Genomic DNA, 14761 nt, shown 5'->3' on the forward strand with positions numbered 1-14761 from the left:
GATCCTACCTCTCCTGACGCACGAGCCCGCGACGTCCGGGTCCGCGCTTCGGCCGAACGATGCTGCCCCCAGCCCCGGTCGGTCCCTAAAATGATGGCTCCGGGCCTACGCCTCGTCGGCGACCCAGAGCTCCGGCACGAACCGGTATCCATCCCCGTCCCGCGCCACGAAGCCGACGGCCGGGAATTCGAGATGCGAGCCGGCGATGCGGGTGCCGTCGGCCGCGAGATCCGCAAGGATCGCCGTGCGCGTCGCCCGCGCCTGGTCGCCGTCGACATCGAAGCCGACGCCCGCCTCCGGTTGCTTGAACTGGATCGCGGGCAGGTGCACCACATCCGTGAACACCAGCAGCGACTTGTCCCCCGAAACGATCCGGAAGCCGCAATGGCCCGGCGTATGGCCGGGCAGGTGGACCGCCGTGATCCCCGGCAGCACCTCGCCGCCGGACTGCTCGCGCATCCGGCCGGCATAGGGTGCCAGGGCCTTGCGCGCGTTCTCGAAATACGGCTTGGCCCCGTCCGGCGCGGCGGCGAGCGCCGCGTCGGGGAGCCAGTGCTTCGCCTCGTCCGAATGCAGCACGATCTCCGCGTTCGGGTAGGCGGCCTTCCCGCCGGCGAGCAGGCCGCCGACGTGGTCGGGATGACAATGCGTGACGAGGATCGTCTCGATCTCGTCGGGGCTCACGCCGGCGACGGCGAGCGCCTCGGACACGCGGCCCATGGTCGGCGGACCGAACGCGCCATAGCCCGTGTCGATCATCACCGGCTTGCGGCCGGGGCCGGTGACGAGGAACGCGTTGAGCGTCACCCGCGGCGCTTCGGTACGGAAGCCGGCCCGCTGCAGCGCGCCGGCCTCGTCCTTCGAGATACCCGTGACGAGATCGAGGGATCCCTGGAACCACCCGTCGTTGAGCACGGTGACCGTGAGGTCGCCGACGCCCCAGCGCTTGACGCCCGGAAGGATCTTCGAATTCGCCACGTGTGTCTCCGGCCTCCTCAGACGCGCCGACGCTTGCGCGGACGGCAACCGTTGTGCGGGATCGAGGTGACGTCGCGGATCGAGGTCACGGTGAAGCCCGCGGCCTGGAGGGCGCGGAGCGCCGACTCGCGGCCCGAACCGGGGCCGGAAACCTCGACCTCGAGGGTGCGCATGCCGTGCTCGGCGGCCTTGCGGGCGGCGTCCTCGGCGGCGACCTGCGCGGCGTAGGGGGTCGACTTCCGCGAGCCCTTGAAGCCCATGGCGCCCGAGGAGGACCACGAGATCGTGTTGCCCTGCGCGTCGGTGATGGTGATCATCGTGTTGTTGAACGAGGCGGCGACGTGCGCCACGCCCGAGACGATGTTCTTGCGTTCGCGCCGGCGGACGCGGGTCGGTTCCTTGGCCATCTGTGTCTCTCGTCCTTCAAGCGCACCCGTAATTCCAGGTGCTCGGGATGTTTTGGAGTTCAGCCGGGGCGCCTGCGGAGCACCGACCCGTCACGCCGGCATCCGATCGGGGACGCGCGGCACGATGAAACGGGGGCAGCGCGGCGCGCTGCCTCCGAATGTCGAAAACTTACTTCTTCTTGCCGGCGATCGGCTTCGACTTGCCCTTGCGGGTGCGCGCGTTGGTGTGCGTGCGCTGGCCGCGGACCGGCAGGTTGCGGCGGTGGCGCAGTCCGCGGTAGCAGCCGAGGTCCATCAGGCGCTTGATGTTCATCGACACGTCGCGGCGCAGGTCGCCCTCGACGAGGTAGTCGCGGTCGATCGTCTCGCGGATCTGCAGCACCTCGGCGTCGGTGAGCTGGTTCACGCGGCGCTCGGCCGGGATGCCGACCTTCCCCGTGATCTCCTCGGCCTTCTTCGCGCCGATGCCGTGGATGTACTGGAGCGCGATGACGACGCGCTTGTTGGTCGGGATGTTAACGCCGGCGATACGGGCCAAGGTCATGCTCCATGTGGCGCGCGGGCGTCCGCCCGGGCCGTGTGATCGAGAAAGCGCGCGTCCGGTGGAGGCCGGCCCTTGCACGCCCGTCAACGACAAATCGGCCCGCGGCCGCCCCTTTAAGGGCACCTCGGACCAACGGCTGTGCAGACGAAGACCGGCCTGCTAGCGCGGGCCGATCCCGATGTCAACGGCAGGGACGATAAGAAGCGCCGATCGGACCGGTGCCGAGGCGCCGGGCTTCGGTGTCCCGGCGGCGACGTCAGAAGCGCTGGCTGAGCTGGCGGCAATAGCCGCCGTTGTCACGAAAGCCCGCCGGGCAGCGCCGAACGCAGGCTCCGGCCGCGAACTTCAACGGCGGCCGGCACATCCGGCCCGTCGTGCGCCGCTCGTATTGGTACGACTGCGCCGGGCCGGCGAACGCCGTCACCGGCGCGAGACCCACCGTCAACGTCAGAGTGGCGAGGAACGCCCGGGCCGAATGAGAGATCATGGTCGCGGGTCCTGGAGATAAGAACGTCAGGAGGTTACGCCTTCCCGATGCGACTCGAGGATCGTCATCAACGATTCCGTCACCGACCCGATCGGTGCCATGCCGTCCACCGTCTCGAGCATCCCGGCACGCTCGTAATAGGCCGAGAGCGGCGCGGTCTGGATGCGGTAGGCTTCAAGCCGGGAAGCAAACACCTCCGGCGTGTCGTCCTTGCGCACCGGCTGCCCGCGGGCCGCCGTCTCCTCGGCGCGCTTGGCGATGCGGCCGACCAGGGCCGCCTCGTCGACCTTGAACTCGATCACGGTCGAGAGCCGCAGGCCCTTTTCCTTCAGCATCACGTCGAGGGCCTTGGCCTGCTCGACGGTGCGGGGGAACCCGTCGAGGATGAAGCCGCCGCGCGCGTCAGGCTCTTCGATCCGGTCCGCGACGATCCCGACGACGATCGCATCGGACACGAGCCCGCCGCTCTCCATCACCGCCTTCGCCTGAAGGCCGACCGGGGTGCCGGCCGCGACCGCGGCCCGCAGCATGTCGCCGGTGGAGAGTTGCGGGATGCCGAACCGCGCGACGATCCGCTCGGACTGTGTCCCCTTCCCCGCGCCGGGTGGTCCGAGCAGAATGATCCGCATTGGCGTTGTCCTCGTCCCTGCCCGTCTCTCAGGGCTCGGTGCCGTGCGGCGATGCCTTGGCGACATCGTTCCGCGTCGGGGTCGTCTTGTAGCGGCTTCCACCGGGCGGGCGAGCGACAAATCGCCGTCCGCCCGTCATTCCGGCGATTGTGTCTCTCGTGTCGCCGAACGCGGCCGTTCAGCGCCGTCGCTGGGTCGTCGAAGCACCGCGCAGCTTGGCCTTCTTCACGAGGCCCTCGTACTGGTGCGCCATCAGATGCCCGTGGATCTGGGCCACCGTGTCCATCGTCACCGAGACCACGATGAGCAGCGACGTGCCGCCGAAGCCGAGGCTCGCCGAGGCGTAGGAGGCGATGATCTCGGGCACCAGGCAGACGAAGGTGAGGTAGAGGGCGCCGATCAGGGTGATGCGCGTCAGAACCTTGTCGATGAAGGCGGCGGTGCGCTCGCCCGGGCGGATGCCCGGGATGAAGCCGCCATGCTTCTTCAGGTTGTCTGCGGTCTCCTGCGGGTTGAACACGACCGCGGTGTAGAAGAACGCGAAGAAGATGATCAGCGCCGCGTAGAGCGCCATGTAGAGCGGCCGCCCGTGGCCGAGATAAGTCGTCACCGTCGAGAGGAAGCCCGTGCCCTGGTTGGCCGAGAAGCTCGCCACGGTAGCCGGCAGCAGCAGCAGCGACGAGGCGAAGATCGGCGGGATCACGCCCGAGGTGTTGAGCTTCAGCGGCAGGAACGAGGTCTGGCCCTCGTACATTCGGTTGCCGACCTGGCGCTTCGGGTAGTTGATCAGAAGGCGGCGCTGGGCGCGCTCCATGAACACGATGAAGTAGACGAGGCCGATCGCGGCGACGCCGACGCCGAGGATCACCGCAGAGGACAGCGCGCCGGTGCGCGACAGCTCGAGCGCGCCGATGATGGCGGTCGGCAGGTGGGCGACGATGCCGGCGAAGATGATCAGCGACGAGCCGTTGCCGATGCCGCGCGAGGTGATCTGCTCGCCGATCCACATCAGGAACAGCGTGCCGCCGGTCAGCGTGATCACGGTGGAGGCGAGGAAGAACGGGCCGGGATCGATCGCCGCGCTCGAGCTCTGTAGCCCCACGGCGATGCCCCAGGACTGGACCAGCGCCAGCACTACGGTGAGGTAGCGGGTGTACTGGTTGATGACCTTCCGGCCGGACTCGCCCTCCTTCTTCAGCGTCTCGAGGCTCGGGATCACCGAGGTGAGGAGCTGGATGATGATCGAGGCCGAGATGTAGGGCATGATGTTGAGCGCGAAGATCGCCATGCGCTCCACGGCACCGCCGGAGAACATGTTGAACAGCCCGAGCACGCCGCCGGCTTGGCTCTGGAAGTTCCGCGCGAACTGCTCCGGATCGATGCCGGGGATCGGGATGTAGGTCCCGAGCCGGAACACCACGAGTGCACCCAAGGTGAACCAGATGCGCTTCTTGAGCTCATCGGCCTTGGCGATGGCACCGAAATTGAGGTTCGCGGCGAGCTGCTCGGCGGCTGAGGCCATGGCCTGTGTCCTGATGATGGGTCACGAGGGTGCCGCGGGGCATCCCTGAAAACGGGAGCGGCGGCCACATGCGAGGTCGCATGGGCCGCCGCTCGAGGCTTCGACTTAAGGGGTCGGTGACGGAGAGGCAACCGCGCTCAGGCGGTCGCCTCGCCCTTGCCGCCCAAGTCCTTGCCGCCCTTGCCGCGGACCGAGACGCCGGCGCCGTAGGCGACGACGACGCTGCCGCCGGCCTTCTCGACCGCTTCGACCGCCGACTTCGACGCCCGGGTCACCTCGAAGGCGACCTTCGCGGTGAGCTCGCCGACACCGAGCAGCTTCACGCCGTCACGGGGACGGGCGATGATCCCGGCCTGGACCAAGGCCCCGACCGTCACGGTCGCGGCGCCGTCGAGACGGCCCGCGTCGATCGCCTGCTGGACGCGGCCGACGTTCACCTCGTTGAGGTCGGTCGAGTACAGGTTGTTGAAGCCGCGCTTCGGCAGGCGACGGTGAAGCGGCATCTGGCCGCCCTCGAAGCCCTTGATGGCCACGCCGGTCCGGGCCTTCTGACCCTTCACGCCGCGCCCTGCGGTCTTGCCCTTACCGGAGCCGATGCCCCGGCCGACGCGCATCCGGTTCTTGGTTGCGCCTTCGTTGTCGCGGATTTCGTTGAGCTTCATCGCGCCCTCCTCAAGCCGCGTCGTCGAGGACGCGCACGAGATGCGCGACCTTTCGGATCATGCCGCGAACGGCGGGGGTGTCTTCGAGCTCGGAGATACGGTGAAGCTTGTTCAGCTTCAGGCCCACCAGCGTCTGACGCTGGGAGGCCTCGCGGCGGATCGGCGAACCGATCTGCTCGACGCGGACAGTCTTGCTAGCCATGCTGCCCTCCCCTTACGCGACTGCGGCTTCGGACTGGTCGGACGGGTCCGCATCGGTGCGCCGCGCCTGGAGCGTGGACACCTTGAGACCGCGACGACCGGCGACGGAGCGCGGGCTGTCCTCGTTCTTGAGCGCCTCGAAGGTGGCGCGCACGAGGTTGTAGGGGTTCGAGGAGCCGAGGCTCTTGGCCACGACGTCCTGCATGCCCAGCGTCTCGAAGACGGCGCGCATCGGGCCGCCGGCGATGATGCCGGTACCCTGGGGCGCCGCGCGGAGGATCACCTTGCCGGCGCCGTGACGGCCCTGCACGTCGTGGTGCAGCGTCCGGCCCTCGCGGAGCGAGATGCGGACGAGGCCGCGCTTGGCGGCTTCCGTCGCCTTGCGGATCGCCTCGGGGACTTCGCGAGCCTTGCCGTGGCCGAAGCCGACGCGGCCCTTCTGGTCGCCGACGACGACGAGGGCGGCGAAGCCGAAGCGACGGCCACCCTTCACCACCTTGGCGACGCGGTTGATGTGGACGAGCTTGTCCACGAACTCGCTGTCGCGCTCCTCGCGATCGTCGCGGCGGCCGCGGCCACCGCCTTCACGTTCACGTGCCATGTTGTTCCCGTTTCATCTCACTGGCGCAGGCGGCGGGCCCGCTCGCTTGATTCGTCATCGACGGAGGCGGGCGAGCCGCCTCCGCACCGCCGAGATTTAGAAGTCGAGGCCACCCTCGCGGGCGGCGTCGGCCAGAGCCTTGATCCGGCCGTGGTACTGGTAGCCCGAGCGGTCGAACACGACCTTCGAGACGCCGGCAGCCTTGGCGCGCTCGGCGACGAGCTTGCCGACTGCGGACGCGGCGGCGATGTCGGCGCCGGTCTTCAGGTCGGCGCGCAGGCCCTTGTCGATCGACGAGGCGGCAGCGAGCGTGACGCCCGCCGCATCATCGATGACCTGGACGTAGATCTGCTTCGACGAGCGGAACACCGACAGGCGCGGCCGGCCGTTGGCCGAGGCGCGGAGCGCCCGGCGCACCCGCGCCTTGCGGCGGTCGAGGGCTTCGAGTTTGCGTGACATGTCTCAGCCCCCTTACTTCTTCTTGCCTTCCTTGCGGAAGATGAACTCGCCGGCGTACTTGACGCCCTTGCCCTTGTAGGGCTCGGGGCCGCGGTAGTCGCGGATTTCCGCGGCGACCTGGCCGACGACCTGGCGGTCGATGCCGGAGATGGTGATCTCCGTCGGCTTGGGCGTCACGATCGTGATGCCGGCCGGGATCTGGTACTCGATGTCGTGGCTGTACCCGAGCGAGAGCTTGAGCGCCTTGCCGGCCATCGCGGCGCGATAGCCGACGCCGGTGATCTCGAGCTTCTTCTCGAAGCCCTTGGACACGCCCTCGACGAGGTTCGCGACCTGGGCCCGCGAGGTGCCCCAGAGCGAACGGGCCGCCTTGGACTGGTCCTTCGGGGTCACCGTGACGGCGCCGTCCTCCAACGCCACCAGGACGAGCGAGGGAACCACGAACTCGAGCTCGCCCTTCGAGCCCTTCATCTTCACCGTCTGACCCGTGACCGACGCCGTGACGCCGGCCGGAACGGGGACGGGCTTCTTGCCTACGCGAGACATCTGCCTCTCTCCTTATCCGGGGATCAGAACACCTTGCAGAGCACTTCACCGCCGACGTTGCGCTCGCGCGCCTCGTGGTCGGCCATGACGCCCTGCGGGGTGGACACGATGGTGACGCCGAGGCCGTCGGCGACGCGCGGCAGGTCTCCGACGGCCGAGTAGACGCGGCGGCCGGGCTTCGACACGCGCTGGATCGAGCGGATGACGGGCTGGCCGTCATAGTACTTCAGCTCGATCGCGAACTCCGTCCGGCCGTTGCCGAGGTCGGTGGTCGCGAAGTCGCGGATGTAGCCTTCCGACTTCAGCACGTTCAGGACGTTGGCGCGCAGGCGTGAGCCGGGCGTCGAGACCACGTTGCGACGGCGCATCTGGCCGTTGCGGATGCGGGTGAGCATATCGCCCACGGGATCGTTGACCATGGGTGCCTCCTTACCAGCTCGACTTGACGAGGCCCGGGATCAGACCCCGGTTCCCGAGCTCGCGCAGTGCGATGCGCGAGACGCCCATCTTGCGGTAGTAGGCACGCGGCCGGCCGGTGATCTCGCACCGGTTGCGGACGCGGGTCGGCGACGAGTTGCGGGGAAGCTCCGCGAGCTTGAGGCGCGCCTCGAAGCGCTCCTCCATCTCGAGGGACTCGTCGTTGGCGGTCGCGAGCAGGGCCGAGCGCTTCGCAGCGAAGCGCTTGACCAGCTCCTTCCGGTGGTTGTTCTGTTCGACTGAACTCTTCTTTGCCATTGTCTATCCTCCGGTGTCCGCGTCTAGGTGCCCCGAGGGACGCCTACTGCCGGAACGGGAATTGGAAGGCGGCCAGCAGAGCGCGGGCCTCCTCGTCGGTGGTGGCGGTGGTGGCGACGACGATGTCCATGCCCCAGGTCTGCTCGGCCTTGTCGTACGAGATCTCCGGGAACACGAGGTGTTCCTTGAGCCCGAGGGCGTAGTTGCCGCGGCCGTCGAACGACTTCGGGTTCAGGCCGCGGAAGTCGCGGACGCGCGGCAGCGCGATCGTGACCAGGCGGTCCATGAACTCGTACATCTTCTGGCGGCGCAGGGTGACCTTGCAGCCGATCGGCATGCCCTCGCGGACCTTGAAGGTCGCGATCGGCTTGCGGGCCTTGGTGATCACCGGCTTCTGGCCGGCGATCAGCGCCAAGTCGCCGGCGGCGACGGCGGCCTTCTTGGAGTCGGCGGTGGACTCGCCGACGCCCATGTTGATGACGATCTTGTCGATCCGGGGAACCTGCATCGGGTTCTTGTAGCCGAACTGCTCGATGAGCTTCTGGCGGATGACTTCGTCGTAGTGGGTGCGCAGGCGCGGGACGTAGGCGTCCTTGTTGGCCTCAGCCATCGATCTGGTCCCCCGTGGACTTGGCGAAGCGGACCTTGCGACCGTCTTCGAGGATGCGGAAACCCACGCGGGTCGGCTTGCCGTTCGCGTCCTGCAACGCGAGGTTCGAGAGCTGGATCGCGGCCTCCTTGGAGATGATGCCGCCTTCCTGGCTCTGGGACTGCTTCTGGTGCTTCTTCACCAGGTTGATCCCGCGGACGAGCGCCTTGTCGTCCTTCGGCATCACCTGGATGACCTCGCCGGAGCGACCGGAGTCGCGACCGGTGAGGACGACGACCGTGTCGCCCTTCTTGATCTTGGCTGCCATCACAGCACCTCCGGAGCCAGCGAGATGATCTTCATGTGGTTGCGGGCGCGCAGTTCGCGCGGCACCGGCCCGAAGATGCGGGTCCCGATCGGCTCCTTCTGGTTGTTGATCAGAACGGCCGCGTTCTTGTCGAAGCGGATCACCGAACCGTCGGGACGCTTCACTTCCTTGGCGGTCCGCACGACCACCGCCTTCATGACGTCGCCCTTCTTGACGCGGCCGCGCGGGATCGCCTCCTTGATGGACACGACGATGATGTCGCCCACGCCGGCATAGCGCCGCTTCGACCCGCCGAGGACCTTGATGCACATCACGCGACGCGCACCAGAGTTGTCGGCGACGTCCAGATTCGTCTGCATCTGGATCACAGGAGTGACCTTTCCTTGTTTCAGGCGGGTTTCCGCACACGGGCGGTATTGCCCGGCGGACGACGCCTGATGGGGATCTGATGTCCCCGGCTCATATAACAGACCGCGCTATCGGCGCTTTTTCAGCGCCGGCGCGGTCACCGCAGTCGATGGGGAACCGGAGAACCGGTCACCGCTGATCTGTCGCGAAGAAAGGTCGCCTACAGCAAGGCGACGATTCGTGCAAGCTCTACGGGCAGGAGCACGGAGGGTCTCATCGGGCGCGCGTACGCGCTCGACGGGTGTTGGGTCGGTGGCCTCAGGCCGCCGCGGGAGCCTCGGCCTGGGCGGCGTCGCCCTCGACGAGCTTCCAGGTCTTGGTCTTCGAGAAGGGCCGGCACTCCTCGATGAACACCGTAGCCCCGACCTTGGCGGCGTTCGCCTCGTCGTGAGCGTGGTAGTTCTTCGAGCGGCGGACGGTCTTCTTCATCACCGGGTGGGTGAAGCGACGCTCCACCTTGACGACGATGGTCTTCTCGCCCTTGTCGCTGACGACGACGCCCTGCAATACGCGCTTCGGCATGATAAAACTCCTCAGGCCGACGTCGCCTGCAGCGTCTTCTGACGCTGCAGGGTGCGGACGCGGGCGATGTCGCGACGGACTTCGCGGACGCGGGCGACGTTCTCGAGCTGGCCAGTGGCCCCCTGGAAGCGCAGGTTGAACTGCTCCTTCTTGAGGTTCAGGAGCTCGTCGCTCAGCTGATCGGGCGACAGGGCGGCGAGATCCGACTGTCTCTGTGACGACTTCATGATCTGCCTCCCTTAGTCGGCGATGCGTTGCACGACGCGCGTGCGGATAGGCAGCTTGGCGGCGCCCAGACGGAGCGCCTCCTTTGCGATGTCCTCGGCGACGCCGTCGACCTCGAACATGATGCGGCCCGGGTGGACGCGGGCGGCCCAGTACTCGGGTGCGCCCTTACCGGAGCCCATGCGGACTTCGGTCGGCTTCGACGTGACCGGAACGTCGGGGAAGATCCGGATCCAGACCCGGCCCTGACGCTTCATCTCACGGGTGATCGCGCGGCGGGCCGCCTCGATCTGGCGTGCGGTGATGCGCTCTGGCTCCACCGCCTTCAGGCCGAACTGGCCGAAATTCAGGTCGAAGCCGCCCTTGGCCGCACCGGAGATGCGACCTTTGAACTGCTTACGAAACCGGGTCTTCTTGGGTTGCAACATGGCAGCCTCTCAACACCTTCCTTGGCTCGGGGGTCGACGATCGCGCGGTTAGGCGTGATCGCGGCGACCGCGACCGCGGTCACCCTCGCCGTCGCGCTCGCGACGACCGCCCGAACGGCCGCCCTCTTCCTGCGCCTTCTTATCCTGCGCCATCGGGTCGTGCTCGAGGATCTCGCCCTTGAACACCCAGACCTTGATGCCGCACGTTCCGTAGGTCGTGAACGCGGTCGCCGTGCCGTAGTCGACGTCGGCGCGCAGCGTATGCAGGGGCACGCGGCCCTCGCGGTACCATTCCTGGCGGGCGATCTCGGCGCCGCCGAGACGACCGGAGCAGTTGATCCGGATGCCCTCGGCGCCGAGGCGCATGGCGGACTGCACGGCGCGCTTCATGGCGCGACGGAAGGCGACGCGGCGCTCGAGCTGCTGGGCGATCGAGTCGGCCACCAGCACGGCGTCGATCTCGGGCTTCCGCACCTCGACGATGTTGATGGTCACGTCGGCCTTGGTCATGGTGTTGACCAGCTTGCGCAGCTTCTCGATGTCGGCGCCCTTCTTGCCGATCACCACGCCCGGACGACCCGAGTGGATGGTGACGCGGCACTTCCGGTGCGGACGCTCGATGACGATCTTCGAGACCGCCGCCTGCTTGAGCTGCTTCATGAGGGCGGCGCGGATCGCGACGTCCTCGTGCATCAGCTTCACGTATTCTGTCTTGCCGGCGAACCAGCGGGAATCCCAGGTCCGGTTGATGCCGAGCCGGAGACCGATCGGGTTGACTTTCTGACCCATCAGATTCTCCTCAGGCCGCTTCGGCGGTGCGGACTTCGCGAACCACGATGGTGAGGTTCGAGAAAGGCTTCAGGATGCGCGCGCCGCGACCGCGGGCGCGGGCGTGGAAGCGCTTCAGGACCAGCGCCTTGCCCACGAAGGCCTGGGTGACGACGAGGTCGTCGACGTCCAGGTCGTGGTTGTTCTCGGCGTTGGCGATCGCGCTCTCGAGGCACTTCTTGACCTCGGTCGAGATGCGCTTGCGGGAGAACTCGAGGTCGGCGAGGGCCGACTCGACCTTCTTGCCGCGGATCATCTGCGCGACGAGGTTGAGCTTCTGGGGCGAGACACGGAGCATCCGTGCGACGGCCTTGGCCTCGTTCTCGGGCAGCGCGCGGGGGGTGGCTTGCTTGCCCATGTCAGCGCCTCTTCGCCTTCTTGTCGGCCGCGTGGCCGTGGAAGGTGCGGGTCGGCGAGAACTCGCCGAACTTGTGACCGACCATTTCCTCGGAAACGTAGACCGGAATGTGCTTCTGTCCATTGTGCACACCGAAGGTGAGCCCGATGAACTGCGGCAGGATGGTGGAGCGACGGCTCCAGATCTTGATGACCTCGTTCCGGCTCGACCCGCGAGCCGCCTCGGCCTTCTTGAAGAGGTAGCCGTCGACGAACGGCCCCTTCCAGAGTGAGCGTGCCATGATGGTTACTTCTTGCGGTTGTGGCGGCTGGACAGGATAAAGACGTCGGTCCGCTTGTTCGAGCGGGTCTTCTTCCCCTTGGTCGGCACGCCCCAGGGCGTCACCGGGTTACGGCCGCCCGAGGTGCGTCCCTCGCCGCCGCCGTGCGGGTGGTCCACCGGGTTCATGGCGACGCCGCGGACGTGCGGACGCTTGCCGAGCCACCGGTTGCGCCCGGCCTTGCCGAGCGAGATGTTCATGTGGTCCGGGTTCGAGACCGCACCCACCGTCGCGTAGCACTGGCCGTGGACCAGGCGCTGCTCTCCCGAGTTCAGGCGGAGCGTCACGTAGCCCTGGTCGCGCCCGACGATCTGAGCGTAGTTGCCGGCGGAACGGGCGACCGCGCCGCCCTTGCCGATCTTCAGCTCGATGTTGTGCACGATCGTGCCCACCGGCATGCCGCCGATCGGCCCGGCGTTGCCCGGCTTGATGTCGACGCCCTCGCCCGAGATCACCTTGTCGCCCGGCTGCAGGCGCTGCGGAGCGATGATGTAGCTCTGCTTGCCGTCCGGGTAGTTGATCAGCGCGATGAACGCCGTGCGGTTCGGATCGTACTCGATCCGCTCGACGGTCGCCGACACGCCCGGCTGCGACCGACGCTTGAAGTCGACGAGGCGGAGCGAGCGCTTGTGGCCGCCGCCGCGGAAGCGGACGGTGATCCGCCCGAGGTTGTTGCGGCCGCCCGAGGACGACTTGCCCTCGGTCAGCGCCTTCACCGGCTTGCCCTTGTGGAGCTCACGGCGGTCGACCAGCACGAGCTGGCGGAGGCTCGGCGTGACCGGTTTGAATGTCTTCAAGGCCATCGGCTTAAATCCCTACCCGGTCTATCTCAGAGGCCGGTCGTGACGTCGATCGTGTCACCTTCGGCGAGGGTCACGACCGCTTTCTTCACGTCCGAACGCTGTCCGCGCATGCCGCGGAAGATCTTCTTCTTGCCCTTGGTCACGAGGGTGTTCACCGCCGTGACCTTGACGTCGAACAGCTTCTCGACCGCTTCCTTGATCTGCGGCTTGGTGGCCTTCGGGGCGACCCGGAAGACGACCTTGTTCTGTTCGGTGAGGTTCGTCGCCTTCTCGGTGATGACCGGGGAGACAATGATATCGTAGTGGCGCGGATCGGCACTCATTTGAAACGCTCCTCCAGCGCGTCGATCGCGGCGCGGGTCAGCACGAGCGTGTCGCGGCGCAGGATGTCGTAGACGTTGATACCCTGCACGGGCAGCACGTCGATCATCGGGATGTTGCGGGCGGCGCGGCCGAAGTTCTCGTCGACCTCCGCGCCACCGATGATCAGTGCGTTCGAGAGACCCATCTTGCCGAAGCGCTCGATGAGCCCCTTTGTCTTGTGGTCCTCGATCTTGATGTCGTCCACGACGATGATGGTCGAGGCCTTGGCCTTGGCCGACAGGGCGTGGCGGAGCGCAAGGGCGCGGACCTTCTTCGGAAGGTCGTGGCCGTGGTCGCGCACGACCGGGCCGAACGCACGGCCACCGCCGCGGAACTGCGGAGCCGACGCTGCGCCGTGACGCGCGTTGCCGGTGCCCTTCTGCTTGTAGAGCTTCTTGCGGGTCCGGTTCACGTCCGAGCGGTTCTGCACGGCGTGGGTGCCGGCGCGACGCTTGGCGAGCTGGTAGCGCACCATGCGCTGAAGCAGGTCGGCGCGGGGCTCGAGGCCGAAGATGGCCTCGTTGAGCTCCACCGAACCGGCGCCGGCGCCGTCGAGGGTGGTGATATCGAGCTTCATCACGCGTTCTCCTCGGCAGCGGGCGCCTCGGGGGCGGATTGCGGGGCCGCGGACGCGCCGTTCTCACGGAACTTGCCGGGCTGCGGAACTTCGGCGGGCAGCTTGCGCTTCACCGCGTCCCGGATCTGGATCCAGCCGCCGGCGACGCCGGGAACCGCACCCTCGACCAGGATCAGGCCGCGCTCGACGTCCGTGCGGACGACGCGCAGGTTCTGCGTGGTCACCCGGTCGACGCCCATGTGACCGGGCATCTTCTTGTTCTTGAAGGTCTTGCCCGGGTCCTGACGGCCGCCGGTCGAACCGATCGAACGGTGCGAGATCGACACGCCGTGGGTGGCGCGCAGACCGCCGAAGTTCCAGCGCTTGATACCGCCGGCGAACCCCTTACCCGTGGTCGTGCCCGTCACGTCGACGAACTGACCCGGGATAAAGTGGTCGGCGGTGATCTCGGCGCCCACCGGGATCAGCGCGTCCTCGGACACGCGGAACTCGGCGATCTTCTGCTTCGGCTCGACCTTGGCGACCGCGAAGCGGCCACGCTCGGCGGCCGACACGTTCTTGACCTTCGCCTTGCCGACGCCGAGCTGGACGGCGACGTAGCCGTTCTTCTCGACGGTGCGGTGGGCGACCACCTGGCATTGTTCGATCTTGAGCACGGTGCAGGGAACGTGTTCCCCCGCTTCCGTGAAGATCCGGGTCATGCCGACCTTCTGTGCAATGACGCCTGAGCGCATAAGGTGTCTCCCTCGCGCGATGAAACGGTAAGCTCTAAACCCGGCGGGGCTTAGAGCTTGATCTCCACGTCCACGCCAGCGGCGAGGTCGAGCTTCATCAGCGCGTCCACGGTCTGGGGGGTCGGATCAACGATGTCGAGGACGCGCTTGTGGGTGCGCATCTCGAACTGCTCGCGCGACTTCTTGTCGATGTGCGGCGAGCGGTTGACCGTGAACTTCTCGATATGGGTCGGCAGCGGGATCGGGCCGCGGATGGTCGCGCCGGTCCGCTTGGCGGTGGAAACGATCTCGCGGGTGGACGCATCCAGGATGCGATGATCGAACGCCTTCAGGCGGATGCGGATATTTTGACCGTTCATGACCTAAACCTCGACGGAAACGTGTTGGGCGGGCGCGAGGGCCCTTCCCTCAATCGTCCCCTGACGGATGCTGTGTCCGGGGACCGGCCCTTCGTCCCGAAGGACGAAGGGCCGGCCTGTCTGACGACTACGCGTTGATGGCGGCGACG

The 14761-nt window shown here is 67.4% G+C and carries 27 protein-coding genes; all 27 read right to left on the minus strand.

Translation table 11 applies throughout. The annotated features are described in order from the left end of the window. Positions 1-105 precede the first annotated feature (105 nt). The gene (locus MFF13_RS13155) at positions 106-978 is read right to left on the minus strand and encodes an MBL fold metallo-hydrolase (protein WP_238272293.1); all 873 of its coding nucleotides are present in this window, start codon (positions 976-978) and stop codon (positions 106-108) included. A 17-nt stretch (positions 979-995) separates the two neighbouring features. Next, positions 996-1385 carry a 30S ribosomal protein S11 gene (gene rpsK / locus MFF13_RS13160; protein WP_147725843.1) on the minus strand — a complete coding sequence of 130 codons (390 nt, stop codon included), beginning with the start codon at positions 1383-1385 and terminating at the stop codon, positions 996-998. Positions 1386-1554: 169 nt separating this feature from the next. After that, a complete protein-coding gene (rpsM, locus tag MFF13_RS13165) occupies positions 1555-1923 on the minus strand; it encodes a 30S ribosomal protein S13 (protein WP_147752893.1) in 369 nt (122 codons plus the stop codon). A 262-nt stretch (positions 1924-2185) separates the two neighbouring features. Continuing rightward, positions 2186-2416: a hypothetical protein gene (locus tag MFF13_RS13170; protein ID WP_147830482.1), complete on the minus strand. Its 231-nt coding sequence runs from the start codon at positions 2414-2416 to the stop codon at positions 2186-2188. Between the two features lie 26 nt (positions 2417-2442). Then, complete coding sequence (locus MFF13_RS13175; protein ID WP_147752895.1) at positions 2443-3045, minus strand: adenylate kinase; 603 nt, start codon at positions 3043-3045, stop codon at positions 2443-2445. 178 nt (positions 3046-3223) lie between these two features. Further along, positions 3224-4567 (minus strand): preprotein translocase subunit SecY, encoded by a 1344-nt coding sequence (gene secY, locus MFF13_RS13180; RefSeq protein WP_147752896.1) that lies wholly within the window; start codon positions 4565-4567, stop codon positions 3224-3226. Between the two features lie 137 nt (positions 4568-4704). Beyond that, positions 4705-5229, minus strand: coding sequence for a 50S ribosomal protein L15 (gene rplO, locus MFF13_RS13185; RefSeq protein ID WP_147830480.1), 525 nt, complete (start codon positions 5227-5229; stop codon positions 4705-4707). A 10-nt stretch (positions 5230-5239) separates the two neighbouring features. Next, positions 5240-5431: a 50S ribosomal protein L30 gene (gene rpmD / locus MFF13_RS13190; protein WP_238272294.1), complete on the minus strand. Its 192-nt coding sequence runs from the start codon at positions 5429-5431 to the stop codon at positions 5240-5242. Between the two features lie 12 nt (positions 5432-5443). Beyond that, positions 5444-6031: a 30S ribosomal protein S5 gene (rpsE, locus tag MFF13_RS13195; protein ID WP_147752898.1), complete on the minus strand. Its 588-nt coding sequence runs from the start codon at positions 6029-6031 to the stop codon at positions 5444-5446. A gap of 96 nt (positions 6032-6127) precedes the next feature. Beyond that, positions 6128-6490, minus strand: a complete 363-nt coding sequence (gene rplR / locus MFF13_RS13200; RefSeq protein WP_147752899.1) for a 50S ribosomal protein L18 — start codon at positions 6488-6490, stop codon at positions 6128-6130. A gap of 12 nt (positions 6491-6502) precedes the next feature. Further along, positions 6503-7036, minus strand: a complete 534-nt coding sequence (gene rplF, locus MFF13_RS13205; RefSeq protein WP_147752900.1) for a 50S ribosomal protein L6 — start codon at positions 7034-7036, stop codon at positions 6503-6505. Between the two features lie 23 nt (positions 7037-7059). Then, positions 7060-7455 (minus strand): 30S ribosomal protein S8, encoded by a 396-nt coding sequence (gene rpsH, locus MFF13_RS13210; RefSeq protein ID WP_147752901.1) that lies wholly within the window; start codon positions 7453-7455, stop codon positions 7060-7062. 10 nt (positions 7456-7465) lie between these two features. Next, positions 7466-7771, minus strand: a complete 306-nt coding sequence (rpsN, locus tag MFF13_RS13215) for a 30S ribosomal protein S14 (RefSeq protein ID WP_147752902.1) — start codon at positions 7769-7771, stop codon at positions 7466-7468. Between the two features lie 43 nt (positions 7772-7814). Beyond that, positions 7815-8381, minus strand: coding sequence for a 50S ribosomal protein L5 (gene rplE / locus MFF13_RS13220; protein WP_147752903.1), 567 nt, complete (start codon positions 8379-8381; stop codon positions 7815-7817). Continuing rightward, a complete protein-coding gene (gene rplX / locus MFF13_RS13225; protein WP_147752904.1) occupies positions 8374-8688 on the minus strand; it encodes a 50S ribosomal protein L24 in 315 nt (104 codons plus the stop codon). Before rplX ends, rplE begins: the two co-directional genes overlap by 8 nt. Next, positions 8688-9056, minus strand: a complete 369-nt coding sequence (gene rplN, locus MFF13_RS13230; protein WP_147725857.1) for a 50S ribosomal protein L14 — start codon at positions 9054-9056, stop codon at positions 8688-8690. Before rplN ends, rplX begins: the two co-directional genes overlap by 1 nt. 298 nt (positions 9057-9354) lie before the next feature. Continuing rightward, positions 9355-9618, minus strand: a complete 264-nt coding sequence (rpsQ, locus tag MFF13_RS13235) for a 30S ribosomal protein S17 (protein ID WP_147752905.1) — start codon at positions 9616-9618, stop codon at positions 9355-9357. 11 nt (positions 9619-9629) lie between these two features. Beyond that, positions 9630-9845: a 50S ribosomal protein L29 gene (gene rpmC, locus MFF13_RS13240; protein WP_147725859.1), complete on the minus strand. Its 216-nt coding sequence runs from the start codon at positions 9843-9845 to the stop codon at positions 9630-9632. A gap of 12 nt (positions 9846-9857) precedes the next feature. Then, positions 9858-10271 (minus strand): 50S ribosomal protein L16, encoded by a 414-nt coding sequence (gene rplP, locus MFF13_RS13245; RefSeq protein ID WP_147725860.1) that lies wholly within the window; start codon positions 10269-10271, stop codon positions 9858-9860. 48 nt (positions 10272-10319) lie between these two features. Next, on the minus strand, positions 10320-11060 hold the full coding sequence (gene rpsC / locus MFF13_RS13250; RefSeq protein ID WP_147725861.1) for a 30S ribosomal protein S3: 741 nt from the start codon (positions 11058-11060) through the stop codon (positions 10320-10322). Between the two features lie 10 nt (positions 11061-11070). Further along, entirely contained in the window at positions 11071-11457 is a 387-nt protein-coding gene (gene rplV / locus MFF13_RS13255) for a 50S ribosomal protein L22 (RefSeq protein WP_147725862.1), read from the minus strand. A gap of 1 nt (position 11458) precedes the next feature. Beyond that, entirely contained in the window at positions 11459-11737 is a 279-nt protein-coding gene (gene rpsS / locus MFF13_RS13260) for a 30S ribosomal protein S19 (protein ID WP_147725863.1), read from the minus strand. Between the two features lie 5 nt (positions 11738-11742). Further along, positions 11743-12579, minus strand: coding sequence for a 50S ribosomal protein L2 (gene rplB / locus MFF13_RS13265; RefSeq protein WP_238272295.1), 837 nt, complete (start codon positions 12577-12579; stop codon positions 11743-11745). A gap of 26 nt (positions 12580-12605) precedes the next feature. Continuing rightward, positions 12606-12902, minus strand: coding sequence for a 50S ribosomal protein L23 (locus MFF13_RS13270; RefSeq protein WP_147725865.1), 297 nt, complete (start codon positions 12900-12902; stop codon positions 12606-12608). Next, positions 12899-13519 (minus strand): 50S ribosomal protein L4, encoded by a 621-nt coding sequence (rplD, locus tag MFF13_RS13275; protein ID WP_147752907.1) that lies wholly within the window; start codon positions 13517-13519, stop codon positions 12899-12901. Before rplD ends, MFF13_RS13270 begins: the two co-directional genes overlap by 4 nt. Further along, the gene (gene rplC / locus MFF13_RS13280; protein WP_147725867.1) at positions 13519-14253 is read right to left on the minus strand and encodes a 50S ribosomal protein L3; all 735 of its coding nucleotides are present in this window, start codon (positions 14251-14253) and stop codon (positions 13519-13521) included. The genes rplD and rplC overlap by 1 nt, the downstream gene beginning before the upstream one ends. A 50-nt stretch (positions 14254-14303) precedes the next feature. Beyond that, complete coding sequence (rpsJ, locus tag MFF13_RS13285; RefSeq protein WP_018044230.1) at positions 14304-14612, minus strand: 30S ribosomal protein S10; 309 nt, start codon at positions 14610-14612, stop codon at positions 14304-14306. Positions 14613-14761: the final 149 nt, after the last annotated feature.

Origin of the sequence: Methylobacterium cerastii (genome assembly GCF_022179125.1) — a bacterium.
Lineage (GTDB): Bacteria > Pseudomonadota > Alphaproteobacteria > Rhizobiales > Beijerinckiaceae > Methylobacterium > Methylobacterium cerastii.

Excerpts from the sequence above, each read along its gene's own strand:
- rpsS (WP_147725863.1), bottom strand. The coding sequence starts at position 11,737 with ATGGCACGCTCACTCTGGAAGGGGCCGTTCGTCGACGGCTACCTCTTC.
- rplR (WP_147752899.1), bottom strand. The coding sequence starts at position 6,490 with ATGTCACGCAAACTCGAAGCCCTCGACCGCCGCAAGGCGCGGGTGCGC.
- MFF13_RS13175 (WP_147752895.1), bottom strand. The coding sequence starts at position 3,045 with ATGCGGATCATTCTGCTCGGACCACCCGGCGCGGGGAAGGGGACACAG.
- secY (WP_147752896.1), bottom strand. The coding sequence starts at position 4,567 with ATGGCCTCAGCCGCCGAGCAGCTCGCCGCGAACCTCAATTTCGGTGCC.
- rpsK (WP_147725843.1), bottom strand. The coding sequence starts at position 1,385 with ATGGCCAAGGAACCGACCCGCGTCCGCCGGCGCGAACGCAAGAACATC.
- rpsN (WP_147752902.1), bottom strand. The coding sequence starts at position 7,771 with ATGGCAAAGAAGAGTTCAGTCGAACAGAACAACCACCGGAAGGAGCTG.
- rplP (WP_147725860.1), bottom strand. The coding sequence starts at position 10,271 with ATGTTGCAACCCAAGAAGACCCGGTTTCGTAAGCAGTTCAAAGGTCGC.
- rplD (WP_147752907.1), bottom strand. The coding sequence starts at position 13,519 with ATGAAGCTCGATATCACCACCCTCGACGGCGCCGGCGCCGGTTCGGTG.
- MFF13_RS13170 (WP_147830482.1), bottom strand. The coding sequence starts at position 2,416 with ATGATCTCTCATTCGGCCCGGGCGTTCCTCGCCACTCTGACGTTGACG.
- rplF (WP_147752900.1), bottom strand. The coding sequence starts at position 7,036 with ATGTCTCGCGTAGGCAAGAAGCCCGTCCCCGTTCCGGCCGGCGTCACG.
- rpsQ (WP_147752905.1), bottom strand. The coding sequence starts at position 9,618 with ATGCCGAAGCGCGTATTGCAGGGCGTCGTCGTCAGCGACAAGGGCGAG.
- rpsJ (WP_018044230.1), bottom strand. The coding sequence starts at position 14,612 with ATGAACGGTCAAAATATCCGCATCCGCCTGAAGGCGTTCGATCATCGC.
- rpmD (WP_238272294.1), bottom strand. The coding sequence starts at position 5,431 with ATGGCTAGCAAGACTGTCCGCGTCGAGCAGATCGGTTCGCCGATCCGC.
- rplE (WP_147752903.1), bottom strand. The coding sequence starts at position 8,381 with ATGGCTGAGGCCAACAAGGACGCCTACGTCCCGCGCCTGCGCACCCAC.
- rplB (WP_238272295.1), bottom strand. The coding sequence starts at position 12,579 with ATGGCCTTGAAGACATTCAAACCGGTCACGCCGAGCCTCCGCCAGCTC.
- rpsH (WP_147752901.1), bottom strand. The coding sequence starts at position 7,455 with ATGGTCAACGATCCCGTGGGCGATATGCTCACCCGCATCCGCAACGGC.
- rpmC (WP_147725859.1), bottom strand. The coding sequence starts at position 9,845 with ATGAAGTCGTCACAGAGACAGTCGGATCTCGCCGCCCTGTCGCCCGAT.
- MFF13_RS13270 (WP_147725865.1), bottom strand. The coding sequence starts at position 12,902 with ATGAGTGCCGATCCGCGCCACTACGATATCATTGTCTCCCCGGTCATC.
- rpsC (WP_147725861.1), bottom strand. The coding sequence starts at position 11,060 with ATGGGTCAGAAAGTCAACCCGATCGGTCTCCGGCTCGGCATCAACCGG.
- rplC (WP_147725867.1), bottom strand. The coding sequence starts at position 14,253 with ATGCGCTCAGGCGTCATTGCACAGAAGGTCGGCATGACCCGGATCTTC.
- rplX (WP_147752904.1), bottom strand. The coding sequence starts at position 8,688 with ATGGCAGCCAAGATCAAGAAGGGCGACACGGTCGTCGTCCTCACCGGT.
- rplO (WP_147830480.1), bottom strand. The coding sequence starts at position 5,229 with ATGAAGCTCAACGAAATCCGCGACAACGAAGGCGCAACCAAGAACCGG.
- rplV (WP_147725862.1), bottom strand. The coding sequence starts at position 11,457 with ATGGGCAAGCAAGCCACCCCCCGCGCGCTGCCCGAGAACGAGGCCAAG.
- rpsE (WP_147752898.1), bottom strand. The coding sequence starts at position 6,031 with ATGGCACGTGAACGTGAAGGCGGTGGCCGCGGCCGCCGCGACGATCGC.